Here is an 18,403-nt window from a genome sequence, read left to right on the forward strand (position 1 = left end):
TCAGCCGTGGTGATGTCCGCCCGGACCATGTACGTGGCCGTGATCCAGCTCATCGGGCGTAGCATCGCGAACGTCCGTGATTTCAACCTCGAAATTCAAAGTAAGGCCGGCCATCGGATGATTGCCGTCCAGGACTACCTCGTCATCGTCTACGCCGATTACCGTAAGCAGCTGAAGACCTTCCGGAGACTGCGCTTGAAATTGCATGCCAGGCAGTATCTCTTGTCCCTCTTCAAAGGCCGTTTTCGGTACCGACTGAATAAGGTCGTCGTCTCGCAAGCCATACGCTTCTTCCGGCGGAATGCTGACCTTGAGCTTGTCGCCCACGGCGCGACCGGTTAACGCATTCTCCAGTCCGGGAATGATGTTGCCCATGCCGTGAATATAGGCCAATGGACCTTGATCCTTGGAACTGTCGAGGATGTCGCCGTCATCGCTGGTGAGGGTGTAGTGGATATGGACCACTTTGCGGGGTGATACTTGCATGAGATACCCTTGCTGTCGCGGTGGTTGAAATTCCCATCATAACGAGTTTTCACTATGATAGACAGCGTTTTTCCGATTTAGATCAAGCGACAAAGCGATAAGGAGATTTTTTGGGTTTCCCGGCGGGTTTGCTTTGTTCCTTGTAGATGAGATACACGAAAATCCCCATCAATGCTGTCAAAATCCCGCATTTCACCCGCAGCAGAAAATCCAGTTTCGCGATCCAGTGCGGATGAGAGAGGATGAACTCGTTCATCTGGCTGAACCAGTTCTCAAACATAAGCACGACTCCTCGAAATACTCTGGATGAGTGAACTTTCTTCTTAGAACCGATCTTACTCGTTTGAATCCGTAATTTTTCAAAAATCGGTGTTGACGATCTGAGCCGATCGACGCTGTTGTCATACGGAAGCAGATCGAGGGTCCGGCACGTTGAGTGTGCCCGCCGCCTAAGGTAACATTCCGGCTTCTTTTAGGTCTAACGAACAAGATACTCCTCTGCCAATCTTCAACTTCGTCAAAAGGTTGTTCAAATTGCCGCAGCCCAAGCCGGAGGCAGCGGTGAGCGTTAGGATTTATCCGCGATCTGAACACATGATTTCCCGATCGATGATCAGCGATAACGCGCTAAAGGTGCTTTATCGCCTGAAGAAATCCGGGTATCAGGCTTATTTGGTCGGCGGTTGCGTACGCGACTTGCTTTTGGGGCGCGAGCCGAAAGATTTCGACGTGGTAACCAGCGCGCATCCCGAAGAGATCAGGGCGATTTTCCGCAATTGCCGTTTGATCGGTCGGCGTTTTCGCCTCGCTCATGTGCATTTCGGCGAGGAAATTATCGAAGTGGCAACCTTTCGAGGGCTCGCAGGCGAGGAGAGTCACGGGGGGCGCATCATCGAGAATGGCCGCATCCTTAGGGATAACGTCTATGGAACCATCGAAGAGGACGCCTTCCGCCGCGATTTCACGGTTAATGCGTTGTATTACAACATCAATGATTTTTCCGTGGTGGATTACGTCGGCGGCATGGAGGATCACAAGGCCGGTATGCTGAGACTAATCGGCGACCCGGAGCAACGTTATCGGGAGGACCCGGTACGGATGCTGCGGGCGTTACGCTTCTCCGTCAAACTCGGCTTTACCATTCATCCGAGCTGCGCCGATCCGATCAAACGGTTTTCGAGTCTGCTACAAGAAATTCCGCCGGCTCGTCTTTATGAAGAGGTTCTTAAGCTGTTCTTGTCCGGTTATGCGGTACAGACTTTCGAACAGCTCAGGCACTACGGTTTGTTCGCGGCACTGTTTCCCGAGACGGAGCGGTGTTTGGCCAAGGAGCAGCAGGGGTTTCCGCTGACATTCTTGGCCAAAGCCTTGGAACGGACCGATCAGCGAGTGCAAGAGGGAAAACCGGTAGCGCCATATTTTCTGTTCGCGGCCTTGTTGTGGGAACCGGTTCGGGCGGGCGCGCAAGCCCGAATCAAGGCCGGAGAAAGCGATATTTTGGCCTATCAGGAAGCTGCGGGTGAGGTGATTGCACGGCAAGTTCGTCATACCGCTTTGCCCCGGACGGTCAGTCTACCGGCTCGGGAGGTTTGGGCCTTGCAGCCGCGTTTTGAACGGATTGTCGGCTCACGGCCGTTTCGTTTGTTGACCCATCCCCGCTTTCGTGCCGCTTATGATTTCCTGTTGCTCCGGGCCGAGACCGGAGAGGCCGAGCCGTCGCTCGCCGAGTGGTGGACTCGATTCCAGCAGGCCGACGAAGCCGAGCGGAAAGCCATGACGAGTCCCGGCCGGCGCCGCTCCGGCAGATCCCGGTCGCGTAAACGCAAATCGCGCTCTGAATCTTCTGCCAATGTTTCCGTCTGATCATGTTGTGCCATTCGATAAAACGGCGGCCTATATCGGTCTGGGCGCCAATTTGGGCGATCCCATCGAAACCATCAAGTCGGCGCGCTCGGCTATTAGTAAGATAGAGGGTATCCGGGAGTTGGCTTTTTCGAGCCTTTATTGCAGTGCGCCCATGGGACCGGGCGATCAGCCCGATTACATCAATGCCGTAATGTCGGTCGAAACGACATTGGGGCCGCTGGAGTTGTTGCGCAAACTTCAGGCCATAGAGACGGCTCACGGGCGGGTGCGCAAGGGCGAACGCTGGGGACCTCGGACGCTGGACCTGGATTTGTTGCTGTACGGGTGCGAAATCATAGCGAGCGAAGTGCTGACCGTCCCTCATCCGGGAATCGCGGACCGCGAGTTCGTGCTGTATCCGCTCGAGGAGATCGCGCCGGAGCTCGAGATTCCCGGCAAGGGGCGATTGGCTGATCTGGTTCGGAAGTGTCCGCAACGAGGATTGAGGGTAATCGAGCATGTATGATGCGGCCAAGGCTTTGACTATTCCGGATCTCGCGGCGATGAAACGGCGCGATGAAAAAATCGTGGCTCTTACCGCTTACGATGCCAGCTTCGCCAAACTCATGGACGATGCCGGCGTGGATCTGGTTTTGGTCGGCGATTCGTTGGGAATGGTCGTGCAAGGCGAGCCGACGACGTTGCCGGTGACCTTGGACGATATGGTCTACCATACCCGGTGCGTGGCGCGCGGAATTCGCCGCGCCGTATTGGCGGCGGACATGCCGTTCGCCAGTTATTCCGGTCCGGCGCAGGCGATCGATAGCGCCGCTAGGTTGATACGTGGCGGGGCACATATGGTCAAGATCGAAGGCGGGCGGAAGCGGGTCGAGATCGTTCGTGCCTTGGTAGAGCAGAATATTCCCGTTTGCGGTCACTTGGGGCTGCTGCCTCAATCGGTTCATCAGGTCGGCGGTTATCTCGTGCAGGGAAAAGAAGAAAAAGCCGCACAGGCAATCCTCGAGGATGCCTTGATTCTTCAGGAAGCGGGTATTAGTGTGTTGGTGCTCGAATGTGTGCCGGCGACCTTGGCCGGCGAGATTACGGCGGCTCTCGATATCCCGACGATCGGCATAGGTGCGGGTCCGGGCTGTGGGGGCCAGATTCTCGTACTGTACGATATGCTCGGCATCACGCCGGGCAAGCGCCCCAAGTTTTCCAGAAATTTTCTTCAAGGCGCCGAGGATATTCCGTCGGCTATCCGCAATTACGCAGACGATGTGAGATCCGGCCGGTTCCCGGCGTTGGACCACAGTTTTTAGCGGTTCTTTCGGCGGATAATCCAAGGCTCGTCATGCTCATTATCGAATCCATAAGCGATTTGCGCCAAGCCGTGCGGGAATGGCGTTCGAAAGATCTTTCCGTGGCTTTCGTGCCGACCATGGGAAACCTGCATGCCGGGCACGTGCATCTTGTCCGCGAGGCGAAGCAACTCGCCGATAAGGTTGTGGTGAGCGTTTTCGTCAATCCGACTCAATTCTCTCCCGGCGAAGATTTCGATGCCTACCCGCGAACGCCCGCGGAAGATTCGGAAAAGCTTCGCAGCGCGGCAGTCGATCTCCTGTTCATGCCTTCGGTGGCCGAGCTGTATCCCACGGGTTCGGGGCTTACAACTTTCGTCGAGGTGCAGGGTTTGTCCGATGAACTCTGCGGTCGGTTCCGGCCGGGACATTTCCGAGGCGTCGCCACTATCGTCAGCAAGCTCTTCAACCTGGTGCAGCCCGATATCGCGCTGTTCGGCGAAAAGGATTATCAGCAGCTGTTGATAATCCGCCGTATGGTGGCGGATCTCGATTTTCCCGTGCGCATTCGCGCCGTCCCGACCGTCAGAGAGCCGAGCGGATTGGCGATGAGTTCTAGAAATGCGTATCTCACGAGCGAGCAGAAGGAACAGGCGGCTATCTTGTATCGCTGCCTTTGCCTCGCGGCGGAGGCAATTTGCAGGGGCGATAGCGATTTCGACCGTATCGAACGGCAGCAGATCGAAACCTTGCAAGCCGCCGGATTTCGTCCGGATTATTTCAGCGTCCGGCGCGAATCCGATCTGGTACCGGCAGGACAGGACGATTCCCATCTCGTCATACTGGCAGCGGCCTGGCTGGGCAAAACTCGCTTGATCGATAACGTTCGGCTGACGCGCTCCTAATGAATGGGAGCGCTAATTCTTTCCGTTCAAGGCGGTCGTGATGATGTCGCTATTGACGAATCGGCCGGCTTCGGTTCGGACGAATTCCTCGAACTCCCGTGCCACTGCGGACAGGCGTTTGCCGGCCCGATGCACGATGTACCATTGGCGCATGATGGGAAACGATTCCGCATCTAAAACGACCACCCGGCCGTCTTCCAGTTCGCGTTCTACGGTATGTATTGAAACAATGCCAAGCCCGAGTCCTTCTTCCACGCCCTGTTTGATGGCGCCGTTGGTGTTCATTTCCATGCTGGCGGAAATTTGCACGCCCTTTTCCGACAAGAAGCGCTCGACCGCATTGCGGGTGCCGGATCCCTGCTCCCGCATGAGGAAGGTTTCATGATTCAGTTCGCTCAACGGAATGCTCTTTTGGCCCGCCAACGGATGATTGGCGGGGGCGATGACGACCAAGGGGTTGTCCATAAATGCTTCTGCCGTCAAGTCCTGATCCTCCGGCGGCTGCCCCATCAGTACGATGTCGGCCTCATTGTCGTCGAGTTGCTGGAGCAGCCCTTTGCGGTTGGTGACTTTAAAGCTGACCTTAACTTTCGGATAACGCCGGCAAAAATCGGCCAAAAGGCGGATAGCGAAATAATGAACGGTACTGGCAACCGACACGGCCAAACGCCCGCCTTCCGTGCCTTTCAGTTCCTCGATCAGTTGTTCGGCTTCTTCCAATTGCAACGAGATGGTGCGGCTCAGCCGATATAGTTCTTCCCCGGCCCGGGTCAGGTAAATTTTTTTGCCCAACCTCTCGAATAACGGCAAACCGATGACATCCTCGAATTGTTTGATTTGCATCGAAACGGCAGGTTGCGTCAGATAAAGCTCCTCCGCCGCGCGGGTGAAGCTCAGGCGGCGTGCCACCCTCTCAAAGACTTTTAACTGCCGAAGTGTAATGTTCATGCTTTCGCGCCAACAGGCAATCTATAAAGAATTATTTATCTTGAAAGTATGGACTCATTGATTCTTCTTATGCAATATCCTCAGGCCGGTGTTCAGTCGCGATCTTAAATTCAGCAAGGGTAGCGCAGAGCTTCGACGTGGCGGCAGTCTGCCACCGTCGTTCCGTGCACTATGGTTGAATTAGGCGTTTTCAGGGGGCGGCGGTGATGAGGTGGTTGGTCGATATCGCTTTTTGCCCGTACTGCGTCGTCGCCGCTTGCATCGGGTTGGATGCAGTCTGCCGTGAATTTAGGGTGGCCTCGTGGTCCATACATGCGCCCGTGCGGTTAGAATAACGAAATAGGAGGAGGCTCTCATGTCCAAGAAACATCCCGTCATCGCTGTCACCGGTTCGTCGGGTGCAGGTACGACTACCGTAAAACAGGCGTTCGAGCATTTGTTCTTTCGGCTGAACATTGAGCCGGCGGTGGTGGAGGGTGACAGTTTTCACCGTTACGACCGTGCCGAAATGCGTAGCCATATCGCCAATGCTCAAGCGGAGGGCCGGCATTTCAGTCACTTCGCCGTCGAGGCGAACTTGCTCGAGGATTTAGAAAGCTTGTTCCGGCAGTACAGCGAAACTGGCACCGGCAAGCGTCGCTATTACATCCACAACGAGGAAGAAGGCCAGCGTCTGGGGGGGTACAAACCGGGTACCTTCACGCCGTGGGGCGATATTCCCGGGGGAACCGACTTATTGTTTTATGAGGGATTGCACGGCGCTGTGAAGAACGAGGTCGTGAATATTCCGCAATATGCGGACCTCTTGGTGGGTGTGGTCCCCATCGTCAATCTGGAATGGATTCAGAAAATCCACAGGGATACTGCGGAACGCGGCTACAAGCCGGAGGACGTGACCGATACGATTCTGCGACGCATGTACGATTACGTGAAGGTCATCACTCCGCAGTTCTCCCAGACGGATATCAATTTTCAGCGAGTGCCTCTGGTCGATACCTCGAACCCATTCATCGCACGTGACATTCCGTCGCCGGACGAAAGCCTCGTGATTATCCGCTTCAAGAATCCACGCAAGTTCAACGTAGATTTCCAAAATCTTTTGTCGATGATCAAGGACTCGTTCATGTCCCGCTACAACTCGATCGTCGTGCCCGGCGGCAAGATGGGGCTGGCCATGGAAATCATTTTCCGCCCCATTCTCGAGCGGATGATGGAAGAGAAGAAAAATGCTTGACCGAGGCCGAACATGCGACAAGGCGGCTTTTTCAAGGCCGCTGTAAATTCGCGTATGCGAGCATCAGCCACTTGACTCCGGATTCGGCAAAATTCACCTGAACCCTGGCTTGATTGCCTTCCCCCTCGTACTGAAGGATAACGCCTTCCCCGAATTTTGCGTGGCGAACACGCTGTCCCAGCTTAAAAATACCGTTATTGTCGGTGGTGCTGGTTGACGGCTGTGAGGAAATCATGGGTCGGCCGATGCTTCCGCGCATGCGGACTTCCTGAAGATGTTCGGACGGAATCTCCCGTAGGAAACGCGAGGGGCGGGGATAGGTTTCCTTGCCGTACAACCTCCGGGCTTCGGCATAGGTGAGGTAAAGTTTGCGCTTCGCGCGGGTGATGCCGACGTAGCAAAGGCGGCGCTCTTCTTCCAGGCGTCCCGGTTCTTCCAGCGATTGCAGGCTGGGAAACAATCCTTCCTCGAGTCCAGCGATGAACACCAATTCGAACTCCAGTCCCTTGGCCGCATGCAGGGTCATGAGCTGAACGCAGTCCTCGAACTCGTCGCTTTGATTCTCCCCGGCCTCCAGCGCGGCGTGGGACAGAAACTGGTCGAGCTTTGAAAGCTCCGTATCCAGTTGCGGCTCGTATTCGAACTGGCGGGCGGCGTTGACCAATTCGTCCAAGTTTTCGATTCGCGCTTCGGCCTGTTCGCCCTTTTCCTTTTCATAATGGGCTCGGAGACCCGAGGTGGGAATAACATGCTGCACCTGTTCCCAAAGAGAAAGCTCGGCCGTGTCTCGGGTCATGGTCTCAATCAGTTGCAGAAAGCCGGCTAAGGGATTCCTGGCGCGGGTGGGCAACGCGGCGTCGCGGCCGAGCATTTCCGCCGCCTGCCAAAGAGAGCAGCGCTCCGAGCGGGCTAAATCACGGATCAAGTCGAGTGTCTTGGCGCCGATGCCGCGCACGGGCGTATTGACGACTCGTTCGAAGGAGGGGTCGTCATGGCGGTTGGCGATCAGGCGGAGATAAGCGAGAGCGTCCTTGATTTCCGCCCGTTCGAAGAAGCGAAGTCCGCCGTAGACCCGATAGGGAATTCCCATGGCCAGCAATTTCTCTTCAAACTGGCGGGATTGAGCGTTGGAGCGGTAAAGGATTGCCGCATCTCGGCGGGCGTTACCTTCTTGCCCCCACTGCTTTATCCGCTCGGCCACGAAATAAGCCTCTTCCTGCTCGTTGAAGGCGGCATATACCGAAATCGGCTCGCCGATGCCGCCGTCGGTCCATAGGGTTTTTCCGAGTCGGCCTTCGTTATTCGCGATGAGGGCGTTCGCGGCATTTAATATGTTGCTGGTGGAACGGTAGTTCTGCTCCAGCCGAATCAGACGGTGACTTGGATAATCCTTCTGAAATTTATGGAGATTCTCGACTTTCGCACCGCGCCAGCTGTAGATGGACTGATCGTCATCGCCAACGACGAACAGATTCTCGCGCTCGCGGGTGAGAAGCCGCAGCCAGGCGTACTGAATTCGGTTGGTGTCCTGGAATTCGTCTACTAGTACGTGATGGAAACGGCGCTGGTAATGATCCAGCACTTCGGGTGTATCCCGCAGGAATTCGTGGGCGCGCAACAGCAATTCGGCAAAATCGACCAGGCCCGACCGCTCGCAGAGTTCCTCGTAAGCCAGATAGATGCGCTGCATCTGTTTTTGGAATGGATCGTACGACTCCGGCAGGTGACGGGCTCGGCGTCCTTCTTCTTTGTGGGCATTGATGAACCATTGTACTTGGCGTGGCGGCCAACGGGCCTCGTCCAGGTCGAGACTCTTGAGCAGACGACGGATGAGCCGATGCTGGTCGTCCGAGTCGAGGATCTGGAAGGCATCTGGCAATCCCGCTTCCTTGGCATGACGGCGCAACAGGCGGTGCGCGAGTCCGTGGAAGGTGCCGACCCATAAGTTTTGAGCGGATATGTTCAGCAGACTTTCGATACGTCCGCGCATTTCGCTCGCCGCTTTGTTGGTGAACGTGACTGCCAGGATGCCGTGGGGCGACGTGCCTTCCACCTGCATCAACCAGGCGATGCGATGTACGAGTACGCGGGTCTTGCCGCTTCCGGCGCCGGCCAATACCAGAAGGGCCGGAGTGGGCGAAGTTACCGCCTCTCGCTGAGCCGGATTCAGGGGATCGATAATCGGGGTAATGTCCATGGTGCTATTTTAATGGAATCAGCTTGCGCGATTGATATGAAGCTTGCACAATCGCACTCTCTTTGAGAGAGGAGGTTAGCGATGAGTTTCGATATAAAAAAAATGACTAAACGCGAGCTCAACGTCGGGCTTAAAGACCAGAAAATCCGTTACGGTGTCGGCGCCGCACTGGCGCTAGTCTCGGTATTTCTGGCCAATATCCCGCTGTTGATCGTAGGCGGTATTCTATTGGCTTCTGCTCGTCTTCGCTGGTGCCCCGTCTATTCCGGGCTCGGTAAGAACACGGTAGATCCGACTGAAGAGCAAGCTAGTTCCACCAGTTCTCAGACGGATCATTAAACCGGCTTTCATCGACTGGACCTCGTCGGTCCCAGTGCTACACGGCGCAGGGAAGCGCCGAAATACTCGCCTTCTGCCTTGTCGCGCGCAGCGCCAAGTTGTCTTTGAATAGTCATGTTCGGTAACTCGCCGGCGCTTGAGTCCGCTGCCGAGTCCGTCTCCTCCCGTCTCCAACGATAGACAATTCGGGAAAGAATTCATCGTAATCAGTCTAAGTTTCGAGCTGAACTTCACGTAAGAATTTTACGTGGAGATTTAATGACGAACGATGAATTTATTGGGGTTGCATGTTGCGTATCCTTAAAGGCTTTATCGCTGTTTTTTTTCTATTTGGGGTTCTGAGTCTCCTTCCGGGATCTATAGTGCGAGATTCCGTCTTTGTTGTCCGGCTTCTGTTTGAAAACCCTCCGACCACTCTGCCGGTTCCCGTCGCCGGTGTTAAACCACGAAATCTGCAAGATACATGGGGAGCGATAAGAAGCGGCGGCCGAACGCATGAGGGGATTGACATCTTCGCTCCCAAAGGAACCTCTGTCCATTCGACTACGCACGGGATTGTTATGAGAGTCGGACAGAATCGATTAGGCGGGAATGTCGTCTCGGTGTTGGGGCCCGGCCGTCAGGTTCACTATTACGCTCATTTCGAACGTGTGGCACCGATCCGGGTAGGGGATATCGTATGGCCAGGCGATCTTTTGGGTTACGTAGGGAATACGGGTAACGCTCGCACTACGCCGAGCCACCTTCACTATGGCCTCTATCTTCCAGGGGGTAGAGCTATCAATCCATTTCCTCTGCTCGCCGGAAATTAGCCTTCGGTGTCGTTTCGCGTGTGCCGCGTTGTCGTTCAGGGGCAAGCGATTCTTAATATAAAGAAGCTTGGTCAACGTTTGCATCTATCGATCATTATAGTTTCTTGTGAGGAATCAATATTTATATAATTTTGATTATTGTAAACGTAAAGTGGCGTAATATGATGGAACCGCTGGCGATCATTAGTCGGTTGATACCTGCGGGAGGTTTAAATGATTGTGATGACTTGGGTTGAGCTTCTGTTAACTGGCTTGCTTGTGGCTTCCGTAGCCTTTTCGATTGGTTTCTGTATCAACAACTACGCAAACGTTAATAAAGAGGGGAGCATCGGATTTATGAAGAAGGCGACGAAATGAGTTTGCTTTCTCCGGGGCTTTTGCAGCCCTGGGGCGATGTTTTCCGATTCGTGCATGATCGATTTTTGTAATTTTCCGGGGGATGGTGGTCGTTAGGCCTATTCCTCGGAAAAGCTTCTCCACTCCGGAATGATCTTTTTCGTCATTGTCTGATCTAGTCGCCGCCAGCGACGCCGATTTCATTCAACTTCATCTGCAAATTTTTCGATGGATAGAGGCATTGCCTCTATCCACGACAGAACTCTATTCCCTTCATGGCGCGTATCCCAACCGATCAACGAGTTTGGCGTGACGGGTTTCGAGCAATATCGACCTTCGGGTTGGATCGCCGATCAAGCCCGTTTTTGCCGCGCTCGCGCAGTGAAAACTGACAATCCGCTGATTCACGGTTTCTCGTCGAGTTCATCGAGCACCGAAGGCTCTCTCGGTGTATGTAACAAATTGTTGATTATTAAAAAGAACCTTCCAGTCGAGGCGCCTTCGTCGAGGTTGGTTTCGACTATGCCATTGCCCCGAAAAAATATTCAAGGATCTTGCTTGACTTGGTTGCAGATGATTTCTATATTCCATTCAGGTGGTAATAAGTGGAAAAAAATGGAGCCCAATGGAAGTAGGGGGATTTCTTGTTTCGAGGCGTTAACTCCATCAATCTCGACGAAAAAGGTCGTCTGGCCATGCCTACGCGTTATCGAGCGGAGTTGCATGAGAATTGTGACGGCCAATTGGTGGTTACGGTCGGTCTGGACAAATGCCTCATGCTCTACCCGCTTCCCGAGTTTGAAGAGATTGAGCGCAAGCTGGTGAAGCTTCCTTCTCTAAATAAACAGGCAAAGCGTTTGCAGCGCCTGTTGATCGGCCATGCCACCGAGTGTGAGATGGATGGCCAGGGACGGTTCCTGGTTCCCGAGCCTTTGAGGAAGTTCGCCGGATTGGAAAAGCGTGTGGCGCTGATCGGTCAAGGTAATAAATTCGAGATTTGGGACGAGGATTCCTGGAATGCCTCTCGTGACGAGTGGATCGAAGAGGAGCGCCTGGAGAGCCTGGAGGACTTGTCGCCCGAGTTGGGATCTTTGGCGCTGTGAGTCAGGAAGATCGGGCGCACCGGCCGGTCATGCTGCGTGAGGTGCTGGATGGTTTGGCACTGAAGGCTGACGGCTTGTATGTCGACTGCACGTTCGGGCGTGGCGGACATAGTGGAGCAATCCTCGAGAGCTTGGGGCCGGAAGGAAGACTGCTGGCTTTGGACAAAGATCCCGAAGCCGTAGCCTCCGAAGAGGCCCAGCGGCTTATGACGGATCCGCGGTTTGCCCTCGAATACGGCAGTTTTGCGAGTCTGCGCGAATTTGTACAGCTCCGCGGATGGTCAAGTCATGTCGCCGGAGTGTTGATGGATTTAGGCGTGTCTTCGCCTCAGTTGGATGAGGCGGGCCGGGGATTCAGTTTTATGCGCGACGGTACTTTGGATATGCGCATGGATACCGGCCGAGGCATGACGGCGGCCGAATGGCTCGCGGGTGCGTCCGAGAGCGAGCTGGTCAGCGTGCTTCGGGATTACGGCGAGGAGCGTTATGCCCGGCGCATCGCCGGGGCGATCATCGAGAGGCGCTCGAAAAGCCCGATCGTATCCACGGGTGAATTGGTCGAGCTCATCGAAAAGGCCGTTCCCACGCGAGAAAGAGGCAAACATCCGGCGACGCGGAGTTTCCAGGCGATCCGCATCTTCATAAACAGAGAGCTGGAGGAGCTTGAGCAGGGACTGCGGCAAGCCATGGATGTACTAAAGCCCGGCGGGCGGTTGGTGGTCATAGCTTTTCATTCATTGGAGGACCGGATCGTGAAGCGATTTATGCGTGATGAGGAGCGCGGAGGGGCGGTGCTCTCGCATTTTTCCTTGCACCCTACCGAGCCTGGAAGGCTCAAGCGCATCGGTAAAGCTCGCATGCCGGAGCCGGAGGAAGTTCGAAGCAATCCGCGTGCTCGAAGTGCGGTCCTGCGCGTGGCGGAGCGCATCCAATCATGAGATTTCTGCTGATGTTGCTTGTGGTGGCCGTGGCCTCTGCCTTGGGTGTTGTGTACACCAAGTATCGCTCGAGGATGTTGTTCGCCGAGGTTCAGCAGCTCGAGCAGGAGCTGGACGCCTATGACGAGGAATGGGGACAGTTGCAGCTCGAGCAAAATACGTGGGCCGAGCATAGCCGTATCGAGAGGCTGGCGCACGGCCGCTTGGGCATGATGTTGCCTGCTAGAGAATCAATCATTTATATCAAACCTTAGACGTCGCGCCGAAATATGTTGATTATCCAACCCAGGCCGGTAAATGAGGCAGACTACAGCGGTCGCTGGTATTTTCTGTTGATCGTTATGCTGGTCGCCATGACGGGTTTGATCGGACGCGCCGTTTACCTACAGGTGTTGGATCGACAATTCTTAAAACGTCAAGGCGATCTGCGTCACGTCGGGATATTACCGGTGCCGGCGCACCGGGGGCGGATTTTTGATCGTAACGGAGAGTTGCTGGCCATTAGCACGCCGGTCAAATCCATCTGGGTCAATCCGAAGGAGTTCCGCGAGGCACAGATTCCGGCGGACAAGCGCAAAGCCTTGGCGGATCTTCTAGGCCTATCGTCCGGCGCGCTCGAGAAACACGTCGGAAGCGACGAGCATCGCAGTTTCGCTTATCTGAAGCGAAGGATAAGCCCAGAATTGGCCGACCAGGTGATTGCGCTGGGCATCGCGGGTGTTTATTCGGAGCGCGAATATCGTCGGTACTATCCCACCGGAGAAGTGGCTGCTCACCTGGTCGGCTTTACCAATATCGATGACAAGGGCCAAGAGGCGATGGAATTGGCCTACGACGATTGGCTGAAGGGCGTGGAGGGCGCCAAGCGGATAATCCGTGACGGCAAGCGGCGCGTCATCGAAGACTTGGAAAGCATCAGGCCGCCGGTACCCGGCAAGGATCTTGCTCTGAGCATCGATCAGCGCCTGCAATATTTAGCGTATCGAGAACTCAAGAAAGCCGTACTTCAGCATCAAGCGCGCTCCGGCTCTTTGGCGTTGCTGGATACTCAGACGGGTGAAGTGTTGGCGATCGTCAATCAGCCTTCCTACAACCCCAACAGCCGTACTCAGGTCAAGGGCAGTGCGTCGCGCAACCGGGCGATCACCGATATTTACGAGCCGGGTTCGACGATGAAACCGTTTGTTGTGGCCTTGGGCCTGGAGCTCGGACTGTACCGCCCCGATACCGTGATCGATACGGCGCCGGGTACGATGCGCGTGGGACACAACATCGTCAAGGATATCCACAACTATGGCGTTCTCGATGTTGCGCATGTCCTTCAAAAGTCGAGCAACGTGGGCGTCACGAAGATCGCGCTCAACTTGCCTTCGAAAAAGTTCTGGGCGTTCTATAACAATCTAGGTTTCGGCCAACCTTTGGAGACCGGTTTTCCCGGTGAGGCCAATGGTCGCCTTGCGGACTATCAAGGCTGGAGTCCGTTCGAACAGGCGACCTTGTCCTTTGGTTATGGCGTATCCGCCTCGACGTTACAGCTCGCGAGAGCTTACCTGTCCTTGGCCAATGACGGGGTGATGCCCATGGTAAGTCTGGTCAAGCGAAACAACTCACCCGAATTGCATCGGATCATGTCGGCCCAGACCGCTGGCGGCGTGCGCGCAATGCTGGAGCAAGTCGTGACCCGTGAAGGGACCGCGCTGAAGGCTGCCATTCCAGGCTTTCGCGTGGCCGGCAAGACCGGGACGGTCAAGAAAAGCGGGGTGGGCGGCTACTCATCTTCGCGTTATTTGTCGGTTTTCGCGGGAATGGCGCCCGCAAGCAAGCCACGCCTAGTCATGGTGGTCATGATCGATGAGCCGTCAGCAGGCGAGTATTACGGCGGAGCGGTGGCCGCGCCTGTTTTCTCGCGTGTCATGGAGGGGGCTTTGCGATTGTTGAACATCGCCCCGGATCAGGGAGATATCATGCCAATCCTCGCCGCGCAGCAGGATGAGCCCGCATGACGACCGTCGAAACACAGATTCGGGCGCACAGGCTGGATGCCTTATTGTCCGGCTTTGTCGATGCTCCCGTTTCGCGTTCGGTTGAGGTCGGCGGACTCAGTCATGACAGTCGGCGCACTCGTCCAGGCGATCTTTTCGTGGCGCTGGCGGGACACCGTTCGCATGGCATGCACCATGCCGAACAGGCGATTCGGCAAGGTTGTTCGGCCATCATTTATGATCCCGCGGATGACGGCGATGTTTTGGCAAGGGGTATTGCCGGAATGCCCTGCATGCCGGTCGAGTCGCTCGACCAAAAAATCGGCTTTATCGCGGATCGTTTTTTCGGCGAGCCGTCCGCGTTCTTGGACATTGTCGGCATTACCGGCACCAACGGCAAAACCTCGTGTAGCCACTTCCTCGCCGATGCACTTTCGGCTAAAGCGCCGGCTGCCGTAATCGGAACTCTGGGCTGGGGGGTGCCCGGCTCACTCGAGATTACTCACCACACCACGCCGGACGCCATCGAAGTTCACGATCTTTTGGCTCGCCTGCACGGCCAAGACGTCAAGTTCATAGCCATGGAAGCCTCGTCCCACGGCCAGGTTCAGGGTCGACTCAACGGCGTCCGTTTCAAGGGGGCGCTATACACGAATTTCAGCCGTGATCATCTGGATTACCACGGTACGATGGATGCCTATCTGGAAGCAAAGTTACGTCTTCTGGCTTGGCCGGGGCTCGAATTCGCGGTTTTCAACGCCGATGATCCGATCGCCGACGCCATTTTGAGCCGGGCACCATCTCATCTAAAATTGGTCGCTTTTAGTTCGCGCGAGCGAAAAATCGAATCTGGAGCCGTGGTCTCCGTAAGCGTCGTACATCAAGATTCGCAAGGAATCGCTTTTCAGGCACGGTATCGTCAGCAGCTTGCCGATGTGTTCGCACCGGTCTACGGCGATTTCAACGTGGAAAATCTGGCTGCTTCCTTGGCCGTTTTGCTTGGTTTGGATTGCGAATTGCCCGAAGCAGCGGAACTGCTCAAGAATGTTCGCCCCGTGCCCGGACGCATGGAACGATTTTCCGAGCGAGGGCGGACCGCTGTCGTGGATTACGCCCATACCCCCGATGCCCTTGCCAGTGTTTTGAGGAGCTTGCGTCGGCATTGCGAAGGAAAGTTGTGGGTGGTTTTCGGGTGTGGCGGCGACCGCGACCGCGGCAAGCGGCCGCTGATGGGTGCCGTCGCAGAAGATCTGGCCGACGGCGTCGTATTGACCGATGACAATCCCCGCTCCGAGAATGGTGACCAGATCATCCGGGATATTCGGTCCGGTTGTCGTCTCGGTAATACCGTCACGATCCGCGATCGCCGTGAAGCCATCGCCTGGGCACTCGAACGGGCGGCTGTCGGCGACATCGTTCTGGTAGCTGGAAAAGGACACGAAGACACCCAAGAAATTCAAGGCCAGAAATATCCTTTCAGTGATCGCGAAGTGGTAATGGAAATCCTTTCCGCACTGGAGTTGCCGAGATGAAGATGCGTCTTTCCGAATTCAGCACGATTGTCGGCGGTGAGCGGCATGGCGACGATGTGGCATTCGAGAATCTAAGTATCGATACCCGCTCTTTGAAGCCCGGTGATCTCTATCTGGCTATTCGCGGAGCCCGGTTCGACGGCAACGAGTTCGTCGCCCAAGCGAAATCGGCGGGTGCCTGTGGAGCAGTGGTCGAGCGCTGGACCGATTGCGAATTGCCACAAGTGAGGGTCGAAGACGGACGAATAGCGCTCGGACAGTTTTCGGCGGCTTGCCGCGATCGTTGGACCGGTCGTTTAGTCGGCATCACCGGCAGCAACGGAAAAACGACCGTCAAAGAGATGATTGCGGCCATCCTGGGAGTTGCCGCACCGGTGCTCAAGACGCAGGGCAACCTCAATAATGATATCGGTGTTCCTTTGATGTTGTTGCGGCTGGCGGACGAATACCGTTTTGCAGCAATAGAAATGGGTGCGAATCATCCGGGCGAGATTGCTTACGTCGCCGGATTGGCGAAACCGGACGTCGCCGTAATTTCCAATGCCGGAGCGGCGCATCTGGAAGGTTTCGGCTCGCTCGAGGGCGTGGCGTCAGCAAAAGGAGAATTGATTGCTTCACTCGGGCCGGACGGTACCGCCGTGCTCAATGCGGACGATCGTTTTTTCGGACGCTGGCGCGAAATGGCCGGCTCCCGGGAGGTCATCAGTTTCGGCTTCGGCCCCGATGCTGTGGTACGCGCCGATGCGGATTCCATACGAACGGGCATAAGCGACGGTAAGTTCCGCTCGTCCTTCGATCTTCTATATCAAGGAGGCCGTTATCCTCTGGCTTTGTCCTTGGCTGGAAATCATAACGTGACGAATGCGCTAGCGGCGGCAGCGGTGGCTTACGCACTGGGTTTCGATATCGAACAGATACGGACAGGGCTTTCCCGCGTTGTTCCGGTGCCGGGGCGCGTCGAGCCGGCAAACGGCATTCGAGGATCCTTGTTGATTAACGATGCCTACAACGCCAATCCCAATTCCTTTCGGGCCGCTCTAAATGTGCTACGGCAGCTTTCGGGCGAGCACTGGGTTGCCTTGGGCGCATTCGGCGAACTGGGTGAGGCGAGCGCGGAGTTGCACGCCGAGATCGGCCGCCAAGCGAAAGCGATGGGCGTGGCTCGGTTATTTGCCGTGGGCCCGAATGCGGACCGGGCGGCGGAGTCTTTCGGCGAAGGTGCTCTGTATTGCCAAGAGCAGGACCAGTTGATTGAACAAATACGACAGCAGATTAACGAGAACGTTGTGTTATTGATTAAAGGTTCACGCAGTCAACATATGGAGCGGGTAGTAGAGGCATTGCGGGAGCGGAGCGATCTATGCTGCTGATACTGGCAGAGGCTCTCCAAAAGTACTTCGACGTTTTTCGCGTCTTTCAGTATCTGACGTTACGAGCCATTTTGGGCGTGTTAACCGCCCTGATCATTTCATTCATTGTCGGACCGGTGATGATCCGACACCTCAGTAAATATAAAGTCGGACAGAGTATCCGGAGCGACGGGCCGCAGAGCCATTTTTCCAAAGCCGGAACCCCGACCATGGGCGGGGCGCTCATTCTGGTGTCGATAGCGATCAGCACCCTGCTTTGGGCCGATCTCAGCAATCGCTATGTGTGGGTCATTTTGCTGGTCACGCTGGCATTCGGCCTGGTGGGTTTCGTCGACGATTACAAAAAGCTGGTACTGCGCAATAGCGACGGCTTGGCCGCACGACACAAGTACTTTTGGCAGTCCGTGGTCGGTATGGCGGCAGCGGTGTTTCTTTATGGCACTGCCACGGTCTCGACCGAGACTCAGTTCATTGTGCCGTTCTTCAAGCAGGTTGTGCTGAACTTGGGTTTCGCCTATCCAATTCTGGCCTATTTCGTGATCGTAGGTTCGAGTAATGCGGTGAACCTGACCGATGGCCTCGACGGTCTCGCCATCATGCCGACGGTGCTCGTGGGCGGTGCTCTCGGCATCTTTGCCTACGTCTCGGGCAACGTGAACTTTGCCGAATACCTAGGCATTCCGTTTATACCCAAGGCGGGCGAGTTGGTGGTATTTTGCGGCGCCTTGGTGGGGGCCGGGCTCGGATTTCTTTGGTTCAACGCTTATCCGGCTCAGGTCTTCATGGGCGATGTTGGTGCCCTGGCGCTGGGCGCCGCTCTCGGAACACTCGCTGTTTTGGTCCGGCAAGAGATCGTGCTGATGATCATGGGCGGCGTGTTCGTCATGGAGACCTTATCGGTGATGCTTCAGGTCATTTCATTCAAGCTCACCGGTCGCCGTATTTTTCGCATGGCACCTATTCATCATCATTTCGAGTTAAAGGGATGGCCGGAACCGCGCGTGATCGTACGCTTTTGGATCATCACCGTGATTCTGGTCTTGATTGGACTCGCGACCTTGAAGTTGAGGTGAAA

Annotated in this window: 18 protein-coding genes; 13 read left to right on the forward strand and 5 right to left on the reverse strand. The window is 55.6% G+C overall.

Features of this window, described 5'->3' with window-relative positions:
* Both JOD69_RS01200 and JOD69_RS01205 read right to left on the reverse strand, forming a co-directional pair.
* Nucleotides 1-486 carry a peptidylprolyl isomerase gene (locus JOD69_RS01200; RefSeq protein ID WP_077728503.1) on the reverse strand — a complete coding sequence of 162 codons (486 nt, stop codon included), beginning with the start codon at nt 484-486 and terminating at the stop codon, nt 1-3.
* A gap of 82 nt (nt 487-568) precedes the next feature.
* Nucleotides 569-766 carry a hypothetical protein gene (locus JOD69_RS01205; protein ID WP_077728502.1) on the reverse strand — a complete coding sequence of 66 codons (198 nt, stop codon included), beginning with the start codon at nt 764-766 and terminating at the stop codon, nt 569-571.
* A 281-nt stretch (nt 767-1,047) separates the two neighbouring features.
* Here JOD69_RS01205 and pcnB point away from each other — a divergent pair, with 281 nt between their 5' ends.
* The 4 genes from pcnB to panC are packed head-to-tail and all read left to right on the forward strand — an operon-like array spanning nt 1,048 to nt 4,537.
* Nucleotides 1,048-2,349 carry a polynucleotide adenylyltransferase PcnB gene (pcnB, locus tag JOD69_RS01210; RefSeq protein WP_346425832.1) on the forward strand — a complete coding sequence of 434 codons (1,302 nt, stop codon included), beginning with the start codon at nt 1,048-1,050 and terminating at the stop codon, nt 2,347-2,349.
* 7 nt (nt 2,350-2,356) lie between these two features.
* Nucleotides 2,357-2,857, forward strand: a complete 501-nt coding sequence (gene folK, locus JOD69_RS01215; protein WP_348529936.1) for a 2-amino-4-hydroxy-6-hydroxymethyldihydropteridine diphosphokinase — start codon at nt 2,357-2,359, stop codon at nt 2,855-2,857.
* Nucleotides 2,850-3,653 (forward strand): 3-methyl-2-oxobutanoate hydroxymethyltransferase, encoded by an 804-nt coding sequence (gene panB / locus JOD69_RS01220; protein ID WP_077728499.1) that lies wholly within the window; start codon nt 2,850-2,852, stop codon nt 3,651-3,653. The genes folK and panB overlap by 8 nt, the downstream gene beginning before the upstream one ends.
* Before the next feature lie 32 nt (nt 3,654-3,685).
* Nucleotides 3,686-4,537: a pantoate--beta-alanine ligase gene (gene panC, locus JOD69_RS01225; RefSeq protein WP_210023767.1), complete on the forward strand. Its 852-nt coding sequence runs from the start codon at nt 3,686-3,688 to the stop codon at nt 4,535-4,537.
* Between the two features lie 12 nt (nt 4,538-4,549).
* Here the strand turns inward: panC and JOD69_RS01230 are convergent, their stop codons facing one another.
* Nucleotides 4,550-5,485 (reverse strand): LysR family transcriptional regulator, encoded by a 936-nt coding sequence (locus JOD69_RS01230; RefSeq protein ID WP_077728497.1) that lies wholly within the window; start codon nt 5,483-5,485, stop codon nt 4,550-4,552.
* Between the two features lie 355 nt (nt 5,486-5,840).
* Here JOD69_RS01230 and JOD69_RS01235 point away from each other — a divergent pair, with 355 nt between their 5' ends.
* Nucleotides 5,841-6,719, forward strand: coding sequence for a phosphoribulokinase (locus tag JOD69_RS01235; RefSeq protein WP_210023768.1), 879 nt, complete (start codon nt 5,841-5,843; stop codon nt 6,717-6,719).
* 31 nt (nt 6,720-6,750) lie between these two features.
* Here JOD69_RS01235 and uvrD read toward each other — a convergent pair whose 3' ends face one another.
* A complete protein-coding gene (gene uvrD, locus JOD69_RS01240) occupies nt 6,751-8,916 on the reverse strand; it encodes a DNA helicase II (protein WP_086135149.1) in 2,166 nt (721 codons plus the stop codon).
* A gap of 81 nt (nt 8,917-8,997) precedes the next feature.
* On the opposite strand from uvrD, the gene JOD69_RS01245 reads away from it, so the two are divergent.
* The gene (locus tag JOD69_RS01245) at nt 8,998-9,255 is read left to right on the forward strand and encodes a DUF2892 domain-containing protein (protein ID WP_077728494.1); all 258 of its coding nucleotides are present in this window, start codon (nt 8,998-9,000) and stop codon (nt 9,253-9,255) included.
* Nucleotides 9,256-10,310: 1,055 nt separating this feature from the next.
* Here JOD69_RS01245 and JOD69_RS01255 read toward each other — a convergent pair.
* Entirely contained in the window at nt 10,311-10,607 is a 297-nt protein-coding gene (locus JOD69_RS01255) for a hypothetical protein (protein WP_133717623.1), read from the reverse strand.
* A 440-nt stretch (nt 10,608-11,047) separates the two neighbouring features.
* Here JOD69_RS01255 and mraZ point away from each other — a divergent pair, with 440 nt between their 5' ends.
* The 7 genes from mraZ to mraY are packed head-to-tail and all read left to right on the forward strand — an operon-like array spanning nt 11,048 to nt 18,401.
* A complete protein-coding gene (gene mraZ, locus JOD69_RS01260; RefSeq protein WP_077728492.1) occupies nt 11,048-11,506 on the forward strand; it encodes a division/cell wall cluster transcriptional repressor MraZ in 459 nt (152 codons plus the stop codon).
* Complete coding sequence (gene rsmH / locus JOD69_RS01265) at nt 11,503-12,444, forward strand: 16S rRNA (cytosine(1402)-N(4))-methyltransferase RsmH (protein WP_077728491.1); 942 nt, start codon at nt 11,503-11,505, stop codon at nt 12,442-12,444. Before mraZ ends, rsmH begins: the two co-directional genes overlap by 4 nt.
* Nucleotides 12,441-12,698: a cell division protein FtsL gene (gene ftsL, locus JOD69_RS01270; protein ID WP_077728490.1), complete on the forward strand. Its 258-nt coding sequence runs from the start codon at nt 12,441-12,443 to the stop codon at nt 12,696-12,698. Before rsmH ends, ftsL begins: the two co-directional genes overlap by 4 nt.
* Before the next feature lie 15 nt (nt 12,699-12,713).
* On the forward strand, nt 12,714-14,447 hold the full coding sequence (locus JOD69_RS01275; protein WP_077728489.1) for a penicillin-binding transpeptidase domain-containing protein: 1,734 nt from the start codon (nt 12,714-12,716) through the stop codon (nt 14,445-14,447).
* Nucleotides 14,444-15,958 carry a UDP-N-acetylmuramoyl-L-alanyl-D-glutamate--2,6-diaminopimelate ligase gene (locus tag JOD69_RS01280; RefSeq protein WP_086135151.1) on the forward strand — a complete coding sequence of 505 codons (1,515 nt, stop codon included), beginning with the start codon at nt 14,444-14,446 and terminating at the stop codon, nt 15,956-15,958. Before JOD69_RS01275 ends, JOD69_RS01280 begins: the two co-directional genes overlap by 4 nt.
* Nucleotides 15,955-17,328: a UDP-N-acetylmuramoyl-tripeptide--D-alanyl-D-alanine ligase gene (gene murF, locus JOD69_RS01285; protein ID WP_077728487.1), complete on the forward strand. Its 1,374-nt coding sequence runs from the start codon at nt 15,955-15,957 to the stop codon at nt 17,326-17,328. Before JOD69_RS01280 ends, murF begins: the two co-directional genes overlap by 4 nt.
* The gene (mraY, locus tag JOD69_RS01290) at nt 17,319-18,401 is read left to right on the forward strand and encodes a phospho-N-acetylmuramoyl-pentapeptide-transferase (RefSeq protein ID WP_077728486.1); all 1,083 of its coding nucleotides are present in this window, start codon (nt 17,319-17,321) and stop codon (nt 18,399-18,401) included. Before murF ends, mraY begins: the two co-directional genes overlap by 10 nt.
* Nucleotides 18,402-18,403: the final 2 nt, after the last annotated feature.

The sequence above is a fragment of the Methylocaldum sp. RMAD-M genome (genome assembly GCF_017832375.1).
Classification (GTDB): domain Bacteria; phylum Pseudomonadota; class Gammaproteobacteria; order Methylococcales; family Methylococcaceae; genus Methylocaldum.

Coding starts and splice junctions, on each gene's coding strand:
- panC (WP_210023767.1), top strand. CDS start 3,686: ATGCTCATTATCGAATCCATAAGCGATTTGCGCCAAGCCGTGCGGGAA.
- JOD69_RS01200 (WP_077728503.1), bottom strand. CDS start 486: ATGCAAGTATCACCCCGCAAAGTGGTCCATATCCACTACACCCTCACC.
- JOD69_RS01235 (WP_210023768.1), top strand. CDS start 5,841: ATGTCCAAGAAACATCCCGTCATCGCTGTCACCGGTTCGTCGGGTGCA.
- ftsL (WP_077728490.1), top strand. CDS start 12,441: ATGAGATTTCTGCTGATGTTGCTTGTGGTGGCCGTGGCCTCTGCCTTG.
- JOD69_RS01245 (WP_077728494.1), top strand. CDS start 8,998: ATGAGTTTCGATATAAAAAAAATGACTAAACGCGAGCTCAACGTCGGG.
- JOD69_RS01230 (WP_077728497.1), bottom strand. CDS start 5,485: ATGAACATTACACTTCGGCAGTTAAAAGTCTTTGAGAGGGTGGCACGC.
- JOD69_RS01275 (WP_077728489.1), top strand. CDS start 12,714: ATGTTGATTATCCAACCCAGGCCGGTAAATGAGGCAGACTACAGCGGT.
- JOD69_RS01280 (WP_086135151.1), top strand. CDS start 14,444: ATGACGACCGTCGAAACACAGATTCGGGCGCACAGGCTGGATGCCTTA.
- panB (WP_077728499.1), top strand. CDS start 2,850: ATGTATGATGCGGCCAAGGCTTTGACTATTCCGGATCTCGCGGCGATG.
- JOD69_RS01205 (WP_077728502.1), bottom strand. CDS start 766: ATGTTTGAGAACTGGTTCAGCCAGATGAACGAGTTCATCCTCTCTCAT.
- JOD69_RS01255 (WP_133717623.1), bottom strand. CDS start 10,607: ATGAAATCGGCGTCGCTGGCGGCGACTAGATCAGACAATGACGAAAAA.
- murF (WP_077728487.1), top strand. CDS start 15,955: ATGAAGATGCGTCTTTCCGAATTCAGCACGATTGTCGGCGGTGAGCGG.
- uvrD (WP_086135149.1), bottom strand. CDS start 8,916: ATGGACATTACCCCGATTATCGATCCCCTGAATCCGGCTCAGCGAGAG.
- mraY (WP_077728486.1), top strand. CDS start 17,319: ATGCTGCTGATACTGGCAGAGGCTCTCCAAAAGTACTTCGACGTTTTT.